Below are 13,775 nucleotides of genomic sequence, written 5' to 3'. Positions count from 1 at the left end.
CCGCCTGATTTGGAGAACGGCCCCAGCGAAATAACTCAGCAGGAGCAATGGGATGGATGGTGAGCGCGCTGGGACTCGAACCCAGGACCTACAGATTAAAAGTCCGTTGCTCTACCAACTGAGCTACGCGCTCGCACCCGGCTCGCAGGGCGCCGCAGGGCGGGCCGGTTGCGCTCGGGGCGTGGGGCTCGCAATAGGGGGTCGGGGCGGGAGGGTCAACACGGCTCGGTGCGCCGCCAACCGTTGAGTCGATACGTGAGCCGATGACGAGTGCGAACCCGGCGGGCTCGCCGCCGGAATGGCGGCGCTTCGTCCTGCTGTTCCTGAGCGTGATGGCCCTGGCGGGCCTGGCCTGCATCGGCCTAATCGCCGCCCTCGATCCTTACGGATTGCGGGCCGGCCCCGGCCGGGCGCAGGGGCCGCTGATGGATGGCAACCAGCGCTTCATGTATCCGCAGGTCGCGCGCAGCGGCGCCTACGACGCGGCGGTGTTCGGCACCTCGACCCTGCGCCTGCTCGACCCGGCCGATCTCGGTCGCGCCTTCGGCGGACGCTTCGCCAATTTGTCGATGAACGCGGCGACGCCCTACGAGCAGAGCGAGCTGGCCCGGCTTTATCTCCGCCACGAGCGGCCGACGACGCTCGTGTTCGGCATCGATCCGACCTGGTGCGAGCCGAATGCGGACGAGCGTCGCCTGACGTTTCGCGCTTTTCCCGCCTGGCTCTACCAGCCCGTCACCCTGTGGGACGCGGTGCGACAGGTGAACTGGCAGAGCCTCGGCACCGCCGCCGAGGGCGCGCTGTACCGGCTCGGGCTCGCCCGCGCGCGGCTGGCAGCGAACGGCTACGCGGTCTTCACCCCGCCGGAGGGGCTCTACGACGCGGCGCGGGCGCAGGCGCATCTCCGCGTGGCCCAGGCGATCCACGCCGCCGCCGAGGCCGAGCCGGGTTATCGGCCGACGCCCGCCGCGGCGCCGATGCCGGCGCTCGGCTGGCTCGACGCGCTCCTGGCGCAGGCGCCGGCCGAAACCAGGAAACTCGTGGTGTTTCCACCGGTCCATGTCTCGCAGCAAGGTGCGCCGGGTTCGCCCGAAGCGGCGCGCGAGGCCGCGTGCAAGGCGCAGGTGACGCGGATCGGCGCGGGCCGCGGGGCGACCGTGGTCGATTTCCGCATCCCCTCCCCGATCACGACGCAGGACACGAACTACTGGGATCCGCTGCATTACCGCCTGCCGGTCGCGGCGCGGATCGTGGCGGGTCTGAAGGCGGCGCAGGCGAGCGGGCGCGATGATCCCGAAGGCGCCTACCGGGTTCTGGCGCATGCGCCGGAGGCGCGGACCGAGACGCGACGTTTGCCCGAAAGCCGGTGAACCGCGACCGCGAACGGGAGGTTCTCTGTGGCAGATGAGGGGCTTGGCCTGCCAAAGGGCCTGCCACATGCCGGCCGCACTCTCGCCCGATCGGCAGGGTCTACACCCGGCGGCCCGGCCATGCCGGGTCATTCTCGCGCCCTGCCTTTCGAGGGCGGGCGGGAGCCGTGATGTCGGAGTCGGTAGAGAGTTCCATGATCGTACGCACAGCCATCGCCCTGATGATCACCACCAGCGCCGCGCTTGCCGGCCCGGCGGCACCGGCCGATCGCGAGGCCCTGCGGCAGTACTGCACCGGGGATTACCTGAGCTATTGCGGCGAGTTCGCGCCTGACAGCGCCGAGGTGCGCGCCTGCTTCAAGCAGAACAAGGCCAAGCTCTCGCCGAACTGCCAGGCGGCGATCACCAGCTACAACAAGGCCCAGAAGCGCGCCGACCTCCGCTGAGGCCGGTGACGGGCTCGTCTCAAGGCCGTCAGCCCTTCGCGGCGGCCTCGGCCCTCGCCCAGCCGTCCTTGGTCTCGGCCACGAAGTCGGCGAGCCGCCCGGCCGCAATCGCCGCGCGCATGCCGGCCATCAGCGCCTGATAGTAGGCGAGGTTGTTCCAGGTCAGCAGCATCATCCCCAAAATCTCGTCCGAGCGGACGAGGTGGTGGAGATAGGCGCGGGAATAGTCCCGAGCCGCCGGGCAGTCCGAGGCCTCGTCCAGCGGCCGGGTGTCCTCGGCGTGGCGGGCGTTGCGCAGGTTGATCCGGCCGTGCCGCGTATAGGCGAGGCCGTGGCGGCCGGCCCGGGTCGGCATCACGCAATCGAACATGTCGATGCCGCGCATCACCGATTGCATCAGGTCGTCGGGGGTGCCCACCCCCATGAGATAGCGCGGCTTGGCAGACGGCAGGTGCGGCTCCACGGTCTCGATCATCGCGAGCATCACCGCCTGCGGCTCGCCGACGGCGAGGCCGCCGATGGCGTAGCCCTTGAGATCGAGGTCGGTCAGAGCCCGCGCGCTCTCGACCCGCAGCTCTGGTATGTCGCCGCCCTGAACGATGCCGAACAGCGCCTTGCCCGGCTGCTCGCCGAAGGCGACGCGGCAGCGCTCGGCCCAGCGCAGCGACAGGTGCATCGCCTTCTCGATCTCCGCCCGCTCGGCCGGCAGGCGCACGCATTCATCGAGCTGCATCTGGATGTCGGAGCCGAGCAGGCCCTGGATCTCGATCGAGCGCTCCGGGCTCATCCGGTGGGCGGTGCCGTCGATGTGGGAGCGGAAGGTCACGCCCTCCTCGTCGATCTTTCGAAGCGCCGAGAGCGACATCACCTGGAAGCCGCCGGAATCGGTGAGGATCGGGCCGTCCCAGCGCATGAAGCGGTGGAGGCCCCCCAACCGTGCCATCCGCTCGGCGCCGGGGCGCAGCATCAGGTGATAGGTGTTGCCGAGCACCACGTCGGCGCCGAGGTCGCGCACCTGGTCCGCGTACATCGCCTTAACGGTCGCGGCCGTGCCCACCGGCATGAAGGCCGGCGTGCGGATGGTTCCACGCGGCATGGAAATGTGGCCCGTGCGGGCCTGCCCGTCGGTGGCGGCGACGGTGAAGGAGAAGTCGAGCGGGTCTGTCATCGGTCCGGGACTGTGGGGCCTTATGCGCCGGCCTGATAGCCCAGGGCGCCGTCGATCAGGAAACGCATCGTGCCGAGGCCGGCGCGCATCTGCGCCGGGGAGACGTGCTCCAGCCTGTCGTCGCGGGCGTCGAGCGCGTCCCACACCGCCCCTCGATGCGCCTCCGGCAGCCGGTCGAGCACGAAGCGGCCGCCCTCGCGCTTCGAGACGACGCGCCCGGTGGCAAGGGTGCAGACGAGGCGGCTCACGCCGAGAACGCCGTGTTCGAGGGCGGCCGCGTCGCATTCCGCGTCCGGAACGGTTTCCGCGAGGGCGGCTTCGGATCGTGCGATCCAGGGGCGCCACGACCCGTCGAGTACGGCGCGGCAATGCGCGTGCAGCGGCGCATCCTCGTCGGCGATGCCGAGGGCAGCGGGGGTGGCGCCGAGGATCGGCCGGCTGGCGCGGGCGAGACAGCGCCACACCAGCGGATTGATCTCGCCGCAGGGCTCGCCGGTCCGCAGTTCGCCGTCAGCGCTGAAGGGCACCACGACGCCCGGTTCCGGCGCCCGCCGCAGGGCCTCGATCGGCAGATAGAACCCGTCGAAGGGTGGTCCGTCGGTTTGCGCCAGGGCGGCGTGGACCCGTGCCAGCGCGTCCGTCTCCGCGTCACCTGGCGCTTCTTCGAGGAGCGCGACGAAATCGATGTTGCTGCGACCGGAGCGGAAATCCCCGAGCGCGACCGAGCCGACGAGGTAGAGCCCGCGCAGTCGCGGCCCGCCCTCGCGCGCCATCAGGCCGAGGAAGCGGTCGACGGTACGGGCGACATCGACCCGCAGCGGCGGGCGCCGGCTGCTCATGGGAGGCGCTCCGGGAACAGCAGGCTGGCGTCGCCGTATGAGTAGAAGCGGTAGCCGGAGGCGATCGCATGGGCGTAGGCCGCGCGCATGGTGTCGAGGCCGGAGAAGGCCGAGACCAGCATGAACAGGGTCGAGCGCGGCAGGTGGAAGTTCGTCACCAGGGCATCGACCGCGCGGAAGCGGTAGCCCGGCGTGATGAAGATGTCGGTGGCCCCCGAGAACGGGTGGATCGTGCCGTCCGGTCCGGCCGCGCTCTCCAAGAGCCGCAGAGCGGTGGTGCCCACCGCGACGATCCGGTTGCCCCGTGCCCGCACCGCGTTGAGCCGCGCGGCGGTGGCCGCGTCGAGAAGGCCGATCTCGGCATGCATCCGGTGGGCCTCGGTGTCGTCCGCCTTCACGGGCAGGAACGTGCCGGCCCCGACATGCAGGGTCACGTGGACCCGCTCGATCCCCGCCGCGTCGACGCTGGCGAGCAGCGCATCGGAAAAGTGCAGCCCGGCGGTGGGGGCGGCGACCGCGCCGGGCTCGCGGGCGTAGACGGTCTGGTAGTCGGTCGTGTCCTGCGCGTCGGTCGGCCGCTTACCAGCGATGTAGGGGGGCAGCGGCAGGGCGCCGAGCCCGGCGATGGCCTCGTCGAGCGCCGGCCCGGAGAGGTCGAAGCGCAGCAGGATCTCGCCACCCTCGTCCCGCTCCTCGACCGTGGCATCGAGCCCGGAGAGGGCGCAGACTTCACTGGCTCCCTCGCCGCCGAAGCGGATGCGGTCCCCGGGGGCGAGGCGCTTGGCGGGCCGGGCGAAGGCGCGCCAGCGGTCGGGCGCCTCGCGCAGATGCAGCATCGCCTCGCAGCGTTGCCCCGAACCGCCCGCCCGGTGGCGGATGCCGGAGAGGCGGGCCGGGATCACCCGCGTGTCGTTGAAGACGAGGGCATCGCCGGGCTCGAGCAGAGCCGGCAGGTCGCGCACGCCGCGATCCGCCAGGGGAGCGCCGGGGCGCACCACGAGCAGGCGGCTCGCGTCGCGCGGGCTCGCCGGCCGCAGGGCGATCGCAGCCTCCGGCAACTCGAAATCGAACAGGTCCACGCGCATCGCAGCGCATCAGCACGGATGGGCGCGCGACGCAAATGCCGGATTGATCCCGGCAGCGGCCGGGAGCAGCATCACCCTGGAGACAGGGTGGATGGCAGGGCGGATGAACGAGGTCCTGATCGTCGGTGCCGGGCCGGTGGGCCTGACGCTCGCCTGCGAGCTGGCGCGCTATCGTATCAGCGTCCGGCTGATCGATCGCGCGCCCCAAGCGACACAGACCTCCAAGGCCCTCGTCGTCTGGTCGCGCACCCTCGAACTCATGGACCGGATGGGCTGCACCGAGGCCTTCCTCGCGGCGGGCCTGCGCGCCCGCGGCGCGACCCTGCGCGGCGGCGGCCAAGTGCTCGGTGGTCCCGACTTCACCGACATCGCCAGTCCCTACGCCTTCGGGCTGATGATCCCGCAGAGCGACACCGAGCGCTTGCTCGCCGAGCATCTGCGGACCTTCGGGATCGCGGTCGAGCGGGAGGTCGAGCTTCTCGCCTTCTCTCCGACGCCGAACGGGGTGGAGGCGCGGCTCTCGCATGCGGACGGACGGCAGGAGACGGTGGAGACGCCCTACCTGATCGGCTGCGACGGCGCCCACAGCGCCGTGCGCCACGGGCTCGGCCTGCCCTTCCGCGGCTCCGCGCAGGGCGACGACTGGCTGTTGGCCGACATCCGCCTCGACGGAGCGGAGGCCCCGCCGGGCGACAGGATCGCGGTCTATCTTCACCGGGACGGGCCGTTCGTGATCTTCCCGATCCCCGGCGGACGGGCTCGCGTCGTCGCCACGGTCGGGAGGGCGGACGGGCGGCCGAAGCCCGACCCGACGCTTTCCGAGGTGCAAGCCCTGGTCGAGAGTCGCGCCGGGCCCGGCATCCGCGTCTCCGATCCGGTCTGGCTCAGCCGTTTCCGCATCAACGAGCGCAAGGTCTCGGAATATGGCCGCGGCCGCGTGTTCCTGGTGGGGGATGCCGCGCATATCCACAGCCCGGCCGGCGGACAGGGCATGAACACCGGCATGCAGGACGCGGTGAACCTCGCCTGGAAGCTCGCTCTGGTGCGGCACGGGGCGGCCGCCCCCACCCTCCTCGACAGCTACAGCCCGGAGCGCAACGCCGTTGGCGAGATGGTTCTGCGCAATGCAGGGCGGCTGACCGCCATGGCGACGCTCGCCAACCCCGTTGCGCAGGCTGTCCGCAACGCCGCGCTGCGGTTTCTTCTCGGCTTTCCGGCGGTGCGGCGGCGGATGGCGGCGACGATGAGCGAGATCGAGATCGGCTATCCCGCCTCCCCACTCTCGGTCGGGCCGGGTGCCGGCCGGCGCTGGCGGCAGGAGGATGCGGCCGGGTCCCCGCCCGGTGCAGGCGCCGACCCGCGCTTCGTTCTCTACGCCGCGGATGCAGAGCGCGGGACGGCGCTCGCCGCCCGTTTCCCCGGTCTGATCCAGCCCACCCCGCGAGACAATCCGGAGCCGGGGCGCCTGCATCTCGTACGCCCCGACGGCTATGTCGGCCTCGCCGCCGGCGCGGCCGATTGGACGGCTGCCGAGCACTACCTGAAGGAAATCGGAACGGCTTGAGCGGCGTGCAGCCGGGAGGCCTGGCTGCGCGTTGGAACCTCTGTTCAACGCAGGACAATGCCCACGATGAGATGGTACGCCGTCCGCCCGCGCGATCCCGCCGACCCGCGCTGGCCCCTGCCCCAGACGCCGCGGATCAGCCTCAAGGCGGAGAGTGCAGACGACGCCCGCCGCCGCTTCGAGGAGGCCTATCCGAGCGAGCCCTTCGGCACGCCGGGCCACCCCACCGGCGATGTCGGGCTCGGCAGCTTCCGGGGCGACGCGGAGGCTCTGGTGGTGGAAGAGACCGATGCGCCGCCCGCACCGAACGCCTGACGCGCGCCACCGGCCCCCGAGGATGCCTTCGCCATGACCGAGACCGGCAGGAAGCCGCCGCACGAGACGCTCGATGCGCAGCTCATGCGCTACTGGGAACGGGAGGCGGCCCGGTTCGACGAATTGTCGGCGCGGGCGAGCTTCGGCTGGATCGCCCGCCTCTATGCCCGCAAGGCACAGCGGGCTCTTGAGAAGGCCGAGCGCGCCCGCGCGAAGGAGGTCGCCCGCGGTCGCCTCCCCGCCACCGTGCAGGTGGCGGCCTCGGATGACGATAGCCCGAGCTAAAACCTTTGCCGTGGCCTTCCGGGGGGCGCGGATCGTAAGGGCGGGGCTGTCCCCTCCCCGCCCCCGAAGTCGCATGACCGGAACCGAGAAGGCCGCCCTGGCGAGCGCCGCCGTCGGCGTGCTTGTCACCGCGCTGAAATTTTCAGCCTACTGGCTCACCGGCAGCCTCGCGCTCTATTCCGATGCGCTGGAGAGCATCATCAACGTTGTGGCCGCGGCTTGCGCCTTCCTGGCCGTGCGCGTCGCCGCGCAGCCGGCCGACGAGGATCACCCCTACGGCCACCACAAGGCCGAGTACTTCTCCGCGGTGATCGAGGGGGCGCTCGTCATCGTCGCCGCCCTGCTGATCCTGCGCGAGGCCTATTTCGGCATTCTCGACCCGAAGCCGCTCGACGCGCCGGCGCTGGGTCTCGCCGTCAACGCCGTCGCCACCGTGATCAACGCGGTCTGGGCGATGCTGCTGTTCCGGCGCGGCCGGCGGCTGCGCTCGCCCGCCCTCATCGCCGACGCACGCCATATCCTCGCCGACGTGGTGACGTCGGGCGGCGTGCTCATCGGCCTCGGGCTCGTCCTCGCCACCGGAACTCTGGCGCTCGATCCGATCGTGGCGGGTTTGGTCGCCCTCAACATCCTGTGGTCGGGATGGACCATGGTGCGCGATTCGATCAACGGTCTGATGGATCAGGCGGCCTCGCCCGAGATGGTCACCCGCATCCGCGGCCTGATCTCGGCGCATAGCGAGGGGGCGCTGGAGGCGCACGACGTGCGCACCCGCCACGCCGGCAGCGCCACCTTCATCGACTTCCACCTCGTCGTGCCGGGCGAGATGACGGTGTTCCAGTCCCACGCCATCTGCGACCGCCTGGAGGAAGTCATCGAGGCGGAGATCGAGGGCGCGGTGGTGGTGATCCACGTCGAGCCGAACGATCAGGCCAAGGGCCGCGGTGTGCCGGTGATTTGAGATCGTCGCCCGGCTATAGGGCTTCTCATGAAGCGGGTCTTCCTCACCTCGACGCCGAGCCACCGCAACGCCTACGACCTGTTCGAGGGGCGCTGGGCGAGCGATCTCAGCGAACTCGTTCCCGACCTACCGGTCGGCGGCGGCCTGCCCGGCTTCCACGCCGATCCGCGTCCGCGGCAGGCGGCGGAGGTCTTGGGCCGCGATGGGCGCTTCGACGGCTACGACATCCTCGAACTCGGGCCGCTCGAAGGCGCCCATACCTGCCAGCTCGAAGCGCTTGGCGCCAACAGCGTCACAGCGGTGGAATCGAACTCGGAAGCCTTCCTCAAGTCGCTCGTCGTCAAGAACATCGCCGGGCTTTCCCGCTCGACCTTCCTGCTCGGCGATGTCAGCCAGCATCTGGCCGCACCGGGGCCGCGCTACGACCTGATCTTCGCCTGCGGCATCCTCTACCACATGTTCGATCCGCTCGAACTGATCCGGCTCGCCGCCGCCCGCTCCGACCGGCTGTTCCTCTGGACGCATTACTACGCGTCGCAGCCCCGCCTGAAGCGGCACGTGCCGCGCGCCGTCGAGCACGAGGGACAGCGCCTCACCCTGCACGAGCTGACCTATCGCGACCGGGGGCTCGCCACCTTCTGGGGCGGCAACCAGGGCAAGACCCGCTGGATCGAACTGCCTGACCTGATCCGGGTGCTCGCCCATCACGGGCTGACCGAGACGAAGGTGATCACCGACGCCCCGGACTTCGTGAACGGCCCGGCCGTGACGCTCGCGGCCTGGCGACCGTCGGCCGCTGCGCCCGCTTGACCCGTCCGGTACGAGCTCCCTACACACCTGACACAGGCGCCGATCCGACGGCGCCGGCACCGAAGTCGAAGAGAATGACCGAGCGCGTCGATCCGAAGAAGCTCATCAAGGGCGGCCTGCACGACTGGGAGGTCGTGATCGGTATGGAGATCCACGCCCAGGTCACGAGCCGCTCCAAGCTGTTCTCCGGCGCCTCGACCGCCTTCGGCGGCGAGCCCAACGACCACGTCTCGCTGGTCGATGCGGCCATGCCCGGCATGCTGCCCGTCATCAACGAGGAATGCGTCGCCCAGGCCGTGCGCACCGGCCTCGGTTTGAGGGCGAAGATCCATCACCGCTCGGTGTTCGACCGGAAGAACTACTTCTACCCGGACCTGCCGCAGGGCTACCAGATCTCGCAGTACAAGGACCCGATCGTCGGCGAGGGCGAGGTACTGGTCGATCTGCCCGAGGGCGAGTCGATCACCGTCGGCATCGAGCGGCTGCACCTGGAGCAGGATGCCGGCAAATCCCTGCACGATCAGGACCCGACCAAGAGCTTCGTCGATCTCAACCGCTCCGGCGTGGCGCTGATGGAGATCGTCTCGCGCCCCGATCTCCGCTCGTCGGAGGAGGCCAAGGCCTATGTGACCAAGCTGCGCACGATCCTGCGCTACCTTGGCACCTGCGACGGCGACATGGAGAAGGGCAACCTTCGCGCCGACGTGAACGTCTCGGTGCGCCGCCCCGGCGAGCCGCTCGGCACGCGCTGCGAGATCAAGAACGTCAACTCGATCCGCTTCATCGGTCAGGCGATCGAGACCGAGGCGCGCCGGCAGATCGCAATCCTGGAGGATGGCGGCAAGATCGATCAGGAAACGCGTCTCTACGATCCGGGCAAGGGCGAGACTCGCTCGATGCGCTCAAAGGAGGAGGCGCACGACTACCGCTACTTCCCCGATCCCGACCTGCTCCCGCTCGAATTCGACCAGGCCTATGTCGACGCGTTGGCCGCCGGCCTGCCGGAACTCCCGGACGCCAAGAAGGCGCGCTTCATCAAGGATTACGGCCTCAGCGCCTACGATGCCGGCGTGCTCGTGGCCGAGCGTCCTTCTGCCGACTACTTCGAGGCGGTGGCGCGCGGGCGCGACGGCAAGGCTGCCGCAAACTGGGTCATCAACGAGCTGTTCGGCCGCCTCAACAAGGAGGGCCGCACCATTGAGGACACGCCGGTCTCGGCCGAGCAGCTCGGCGGCATTGTCGATCTGATCGGCGAGGGCGTGATCTCGGGCAAGATCGCCAAGGACCTGTTCGAGATCGTCTGGGCGGAGGGCGGCGATCCGCGTGAGATCGTCGAGGCCCGCGGCATGAAGCAGGTAACCGATACCGGCGCCATCGAGGCGGCGGTGGACGCGATCATCGCCGCCAACCCCGACAAGGTGGAGCAGGCCAAGGCCAAGCCAACCCTGCTCGGCTGGTTCGTCGGCCAGACCATGAAGGCGACGGGCGGCAAGGCCAATCCAGCCGCGGTCAACGCCCTCCTCAAGGATAAGCTCGGCATCGAGTGAGCCGAGGCTCCGACCGGACCGATGCGCCGACGTGAGCGAAGATCGTTCGCATCGGTCCGAGCGTTTTCTCTCGACTTGCGAATGGGCGTCGAGGCAATTCGCGCAAGAGTGTGCTGATCTCGTCCGTCCAGATCGGATCGCGGAAAAATCCCTTCCCAAATCCGTGTCGAAACCACAGACCGCTTTGATGTTGTTCGAGAAAGGGTTCGCTTTGCGTCGTATTCGGTGTGCGTAACCGTAGATGTCGTGTAGTTCGTGAAGCGCCCTTAACCTCAGGCTGAGATCCTTCATCGGATTTCACTGACCGCAACGGCGTCGCAGTTCGGTCAGGCGCTTGCGGGGAAGTCGAGCGATGACAGCAGGCCGTCCGGTGCCGCCCACCGACTGCGGAGCCGTGGCACCCGAACGGCACGCATCGTCCGGGGCCGGATTGGCAGGTGAACTCGATCTCCTGTGCCGCTCCGCCGCCGAAATCTTTGCGGTCCCGATGGCGTTGGTCACTCTGGTGGACGAGGATCGCTTCCGGTTCCGGGCCCGCTACGGCATCGAGGACGACGGCATCGACCGCGAGGCCGCCTTCTGCAATCACACGATCCGGCGGCAGCGAGGTCAGTCGCTCGTCGTTCCGGACCTGACCCGCGATGACCGTTTCGATCAAAGCCCGCTCGTCGTCGGTGCTACTCATGCCCGCTTCTACGCGGGGGTCGCGATCGGCTCGACCTCGGGCCGTGTCATCGGCACGCTCTGCCTGATGGACCGGGAGCCGCGGGACGATCTCAGCCCCGAACGGTTGCAGGCGCTGCGCGAATTGGCGCTCGTGGCCGAGGCCCATCTCTGGCTCGACGAGGCCCGGCGTGCCGCCGAGGCCGAGGCCGCCGAGCGTCGGGATGCGGAGCTGCGTCTGGTCGAGTGGGAGGCGCGGCTGCGCGCGATCGAGGCTTCCCACGCCATGGCCGAGCACATCGCCGCCTTCGGCCATTGGCGGATCGATGCCGCGAGCCGCACCATCGCGTGGTCGGACGGGATCGCCCGCATCTTCGGGCGCAACGCCGCTCTCGCGATGCTGCCGCTCGAAACGCATGTCGGCTTCTATCATCCTGACGATCTCGAGCGGGTGCGGACTGCGATCGAAGAGGCGCTTGCGGGGCGCAGCCAAACGCTGGGCGGGGGCTACGAGCATCGCTCCCGCCTCGTGCGTCCCGATGGCACGGTGCGGGTGGTGGCCGTGCACGGCGTCGGAGAGCACGACGATGCGGGCCGGCTCGTCTCGATCTTCGGCGTCTGCCTCGACGTGACCGAGTTGGCTCTCTCCGAGCAGCGCCTGCGCGAGACCGGCGAGGCGATGCGTGCCACCCTCGAGGCGATGGATCAGGGCCTCGTGATGATCGGTCCCGACAAGCGGGTCCAGGTCCTCAACCAGCGCGCCCGCGACCTTCTCGAACTGTCGCGGGACGTCCTGCACGAGGGAGCTTCCTTCACGGCGGTGTGGCACCACCTGGCGCAGGGCGGCGCGTTCCCCGAGACTCGGACGGCGATGGAGCAGGGCGACTTCCCGCTCGAGGTCCAGAGCTACGAGGGAACCCACCCCAACGGCACGATCTTGGAGACGCGGCTCGCGCCCATGGCCTCCGGCGGCCTGGTCTGCACCTACACCGACCTCACCGCGCGCCGGCAGAGCGAGGCGGCGCTGCGCTCGGCCGAGGCCGATTACCAATCGCTGTTCCAGAACGCGGTGATCGGCGTCTACCGCGCCAGGCTCGACGGCGGCATCGTGCAGGCCAACCGGGCGCTCGCCCGACTGCACGGCTACGGCGACGCGACGCGGCCGCTCGGGGATTTCAGCCACGATTGGTATGTCGATCCGGGCCGGCACGCGGCCTTCATGAAATGTCTCACCGAGGAAGGCCACGTCGAGGACTTCGTCTCCGAGGCTCGGCGTCACGCGGGCGGCGAGCGCATCTGGGTCGCGGAGACGGCCTGGGTGGTGTGCGACGCCGCGGGGCATCCGATCTGGATCGAGGGCACCGTCGCTGACGCCACCGAGCGCAAGCGCGCCCAGGCGCTGGTCGAGCACATGGCCCGTCACGACGCGCTCACCGGCCTGCCCAACCGCCGGCTGTTCCAAGAGACGCTGAGCCGCGAGATCGCGCTGGCCCGGCGCAACGCGGGTCAGGTGGCGGTGCTGTGCTGCGACCTCGACCGCTTCAAGGCGGTCAACGACACCTTCGGCCATCCCGCCGGCGACGCCCTGCTCTGCATCGTCGCCCGGCGCCTGCGCGAGGTCTTGCACGAGGGCGACGTGGTCGCCCGGCTCGGCGGTGACGAATTCGCCATCATCATGCCGGGGCGGGGCGAGCCCCGGCGCATCGCTGCGATTGCCCGGCGGCTGATCGAGGCCGTCGGCCGATCGATCGATCTCGACGGCCACGCCACCACCGTCGGGGTCAGCATCGGTGTCGCGATCTGGCCGAGGCACGGCGACGGCGTCGACACCTTGTTCAAGAATGCCGACATCGCCCTCTATCGGGCAAAGGATTCCGGGCGCAACACGGTTCGGTTCTACGAGAGCGGCATGGATCTCGCCGTCGCGACCCGCAACATGCTGGAGAACGATATGCGCGAGTCGATCCGCTCCGGCGGATTCGCGCTGCATTACCAGCCGATCTTCGGCCTCTCGGACGGTGCCCCGAAGGGCTTCGAGGCGCTGCTACGCTGGGAGCATCCGGTGCATGGTCCGGTCTCCCCGGGTGAATTCATTCCGCTCGCCGAGGAGACCGGCCTCATCACGCAGCTCGGCGCCTGGGCGCTGCACGAGGCCTGCCGTGAGGCGGCCGGTTGGCCCGGCGAGTGGCGGGTCGCCGTCAACGTGTCCGCGGTGCAGTTCCGCAAGTCCGGACTGGAGCAGAGCGTGGTGCGGGCGCTCGCCGCGTCCGGCCTGCCGGCGGGACGGCTGGAACTGGAGATCACCGAGAGCGTGCTGATGCAGAACTCGGACGCCGTCATCGGCTGCCTGCGTCGCCTGCGCGGCATGGGCGTGCGGATCGCGCTGGACGATTTCGGCACCGGCTACTAATCCTTGAGCTACCTGTGCCGGTTTCCCTTCGACAAGATCAAGATCGATCGCTCCTTCATCCGCGACATCGACGAGCCTGAGGCGGCTGCGGTGGTCCGGGCCGTGGTCGGCCTGGGCGAGCGCCTCGGCATGACCGTCACCGCCGAGGGTGTGGAGACGGAGGAGCAGCTTGCGCGGGTCCGGCGCAAGGGCTGCACCGAGGCGCAGGGCTTTCTGCTCGGCAGGCCGGTGCCGGCTCCGCAGGCCAGGGCCCTCGTCACGAGGCGGGCAGTCGCCTGATCCGTTTTCGGTACTCAATCGAGTGTGGCGTCC

The 13,775-nt window shown here is 69.8% G+C and carries 11 protein-coding genes, 1 tRNA gene and 1 pseudogene; 9 read left to right on the top strand and 4 right to left on the bottom strand.

All coding sequences use genetic code 11. The annotated features are described in order from the left end of the window. Positions 1-57 precede the first annotated feature (57 nt). Positions 58-133, bottom strand: a tRNA-Lys gene (locus tag MFF24_RS04435). Positions 134-263: 130 nt separating this feature from the next. Between MFF24_RS04435 and MFF24_RS04430 the strand changes: the two genes are divergently transcribed. Next, the gene (locus MFF24_RS04430) at positions 264-1,370 is read left to right on the top strand and encodes a hypothetical protein (protein WP_238222658.1); all 1,107 of its coding nucleotides are present in this window, start codon (positions 264-266) and stop codon (positions 1,368-1,370) included. A 194-nt stretch (positions 1,371-1,564) separates the two neighbouring features. Further along, a complete protein-coding gene (locus tag MFF24_RS04425; RefSeq protein ID WP_108940907.1) occupies positions 1,565-1,816 on the top strand; it encodes a hypothetical protein in 252 nt (83 codons plus the stop codon). A 28-nt stretch (positions 1,817-1,844) separates the two neighbouring features. On the opposite strand, the gene tgt is transcribed toward MFF24_RS04425, so the two are convergent. Genes tgt through queA form a run of 3 tightly spaced genes read right to left on the bottom strand, consistent with a single transcriptional unit; the run spans position 1,845 to position 4,908 of the window. Continuing rightward, entirely contained in the window at positions 1,845-2,984 is a 1,140-nt protein-coding gene (tgt, locus tag MFF24_RS04420; protein WP_238222656.1) for a tRNA guanosine(34) transglycosylase Tgt, read from the bottom strand. A gap of 20 nt (positions 2,985-3,004) precedes the next feature. Beyond that, on the bottom strand, positions 3,005-3,823 hold the full coding sequence (locus tag MFF24_RS04415) for an aminoglycoside adenylyltransferase domain-containing protein (RefSeq protein ID WP_238222654.1): 819 nt from the start codon (positions 3,821-3,823) through the stop codon (positions 3,005-3,007). After that, entirely contained in the window at positions 3,820-4,908 is a 1,089-nt protein-coding gene (gene queA / locus MFF24_RS04410) for a tRNA preQ1(34) S-adenosylmethionine ribosyltransferase-isomerase QueA (protein WP_238222652.1), read from the bottom strand. The genes MFF24_RS04415 and queA overlap by 4 nt, the downstream gene beginning before the upstream one ends. A gap of 103 nt (positions 4,909-5,011) precedes the next feature. Here queA and MFF24_RS04405 point away from each other — a divergent pair, with 103 nt between their 5' ends. From MFF24_RS04405 to MFF24_RS04375, 7 genes and pseudogenes are all read left to right on the top strand, one after another. Next, positions 5,012-6,472: an FAD-dependent monooxygenase gene (locus MFF24_RS04405; RefSeq protein WP_238222645.1), complete on the top strand. Its 1,461-nt coding sequence runs from the start codon at positions 5,012-5,014 to the stop codon at positions 6,470-6,472. A gap of 66 nt (positions 6,473-6,538) precedes the next feature. Continuing rightward, positions 6,539-6,787: a hypothetical protein gene (locus tag MFF24_RS04400; protein ID WP_238222641.1), complete on the top strand. Its 249-nt coding sequence runs from the start codon at positions 6,539-6,541 to the stop codon at positions 6,785-6,787. A gap of 33 nt (positions 6,788-6,820) precedes the next feature. Next, positions 6,821-7,072 carry a hypothetical protein gene (locus MFF24_RS04395; RefSeq protein ID WP_108940902.1) on the top strand — a complete coding sequence of 84 codons (252 nt, stop codon included), beginning with the start codon at positions 6,821-6,823 and terminating at the stop codon, positions 7,070-7,072. Positions 7,073-7,145: 73 nt separating this feature from the next. After that, positions 7,146-8,033 (top strand): cation diffusion facilitator family transporter, encoded by an 888-nt coding sequence (locus MFF24_RS04390; protein WP_238222639.1) that lies wholly within the window; start codon positions 7,146-7,148, stop codon positions 8,031-8,033. A gap of 27 nt (positions 8,034-8,060) precedes the next feature. Continuing rightward, positions 8,061-8,843: a class I SAM-dependent methyltransferase gene (locus MFF24_RS04385; RefSeq protein WP_238222637.1), complete on the top strand. Its 783-nt coding sequence runs from the start codon at positions 8,061-8,063 to the stop codon at positions 8,841-8,843. Between the two features lie 74 nt (positions 8,844-8,917). Continuing rightward, complete coding sequence (gatB, locus tag MFF24_RS04380) at positions 8,918-10,390, top strand: Asp-tRNA(Asn)/Glu-tRNA(Gln) amidotransferase subunit GatB (RefSeq protein WP_238222634.1); 1,473 nt, start codon at positions 8,918-8,920, stop codon at positions 10,388-10,390. 352 nt (positions 10,391-10,742) lie between these two features. Continuing rightward, positions 10,743-13,742 (top strand): annotated as a pseudogene (locus MFF24_RS04375) (bifunctional diguanylate cyclase/phosphodiesterase). Positions 13,743-13,775 lie beyond the last annotated feature (33 nt).

This window comes from Methylorubrum aminovorans (assembly GCF_022179725.1).
GTDB lineage: Bacteria > Pseudomonadota > Alphaproteobacteria > Rhizobiales > Beijerinckiaceae > Methylobacterium > Methylobacterium aminovorans.
The sequence above is the reverse complement of the archived record's forward strand: the minus strand, read 5'-3'. Positions and strand labels throughout refer to the sequence as shown.

Excerpts from the sequence above, each read along its gene's own strand:
- MFF24_RS04385 (WP_238222637.1), top strand. The coding sequence starts at position 8,061 with ATGAAGCGGGTCTTCCTCACCTCGACGCCGAGCCACCGCAACGCCTAC.
- MFF24_RS04400 (WP_238222641.1), top strand. The coding sequence starts at position 6,539 with ATGAGATGGTACGCCGTCCGCCCGCGCGATCCCGCCGACCCGCGCTGG.
- MFF24_RS04425 (WP_108940907.1), top strand. The coding sequence starts at position 1,565 with ATGATCGTACGCACAGCCATCGCCCTGATGATCACCACCAGCGCCGCG.
- MFF24_RS04430 (WP_238222658.1), top strand. The coding sequence starts at position 264 with ATGACGAGTGCGAACCCGGCGGGCTCGCCGCCGGAATGGCGGCGCTTC.
- MFF24_RS04395 (WP_108940902.1), top strand. The coding sequence starts at position 6,821 with ATGACCGAGACCGGCAGGAAGCCGCCGCACGAGACGCTCGATGCGCAG.
- MFF24_RS04415 (WP_238222654.1), bottom strand. The coding sequence starts at position 3,823 with ATGAGCAGCCGGCGCCCGCCGCTGCGGGTCGATGTCGCCCGTACCGTC.
- gatB (WP_238222634.1), top strand. The coding sequence starts at position 8,918 with ATGACCGAGCGCGTCGATCCGAAGAAGCTCATCAAGGGCGGCCTGCAC.
- MFF24_RS04390 (WP_238222639.1), top strand. The coding sequence starts at position 7,146 with ATGACCGGAACCGAGAAGGCCGCCCTGGCGAGCGCCGCCGTCGGCGTG.
- tgt (WP_238222656.1), bottom strand. The coding sequence starts at position 2,984 with ATGACAGACCCGCTCGACTTCTCCTTCACCGTCGCCGCCACCGACGGG.
- MFF24_RS04405 (WP_238222645.1), top strand. The coding sequence starts at position 5,012 with ATGAACGAGGTCCTGATCGTCGGTGCCGGGCCGGTGGGCCTGACGCTC.
- queA (WP_238222652.1), bottom strand. The coding sequence starts at position 4,908 with ATGCGCGTGGACCTGTTCGATTTCGAGTTGCCGGAGGCTGCGATCGCC.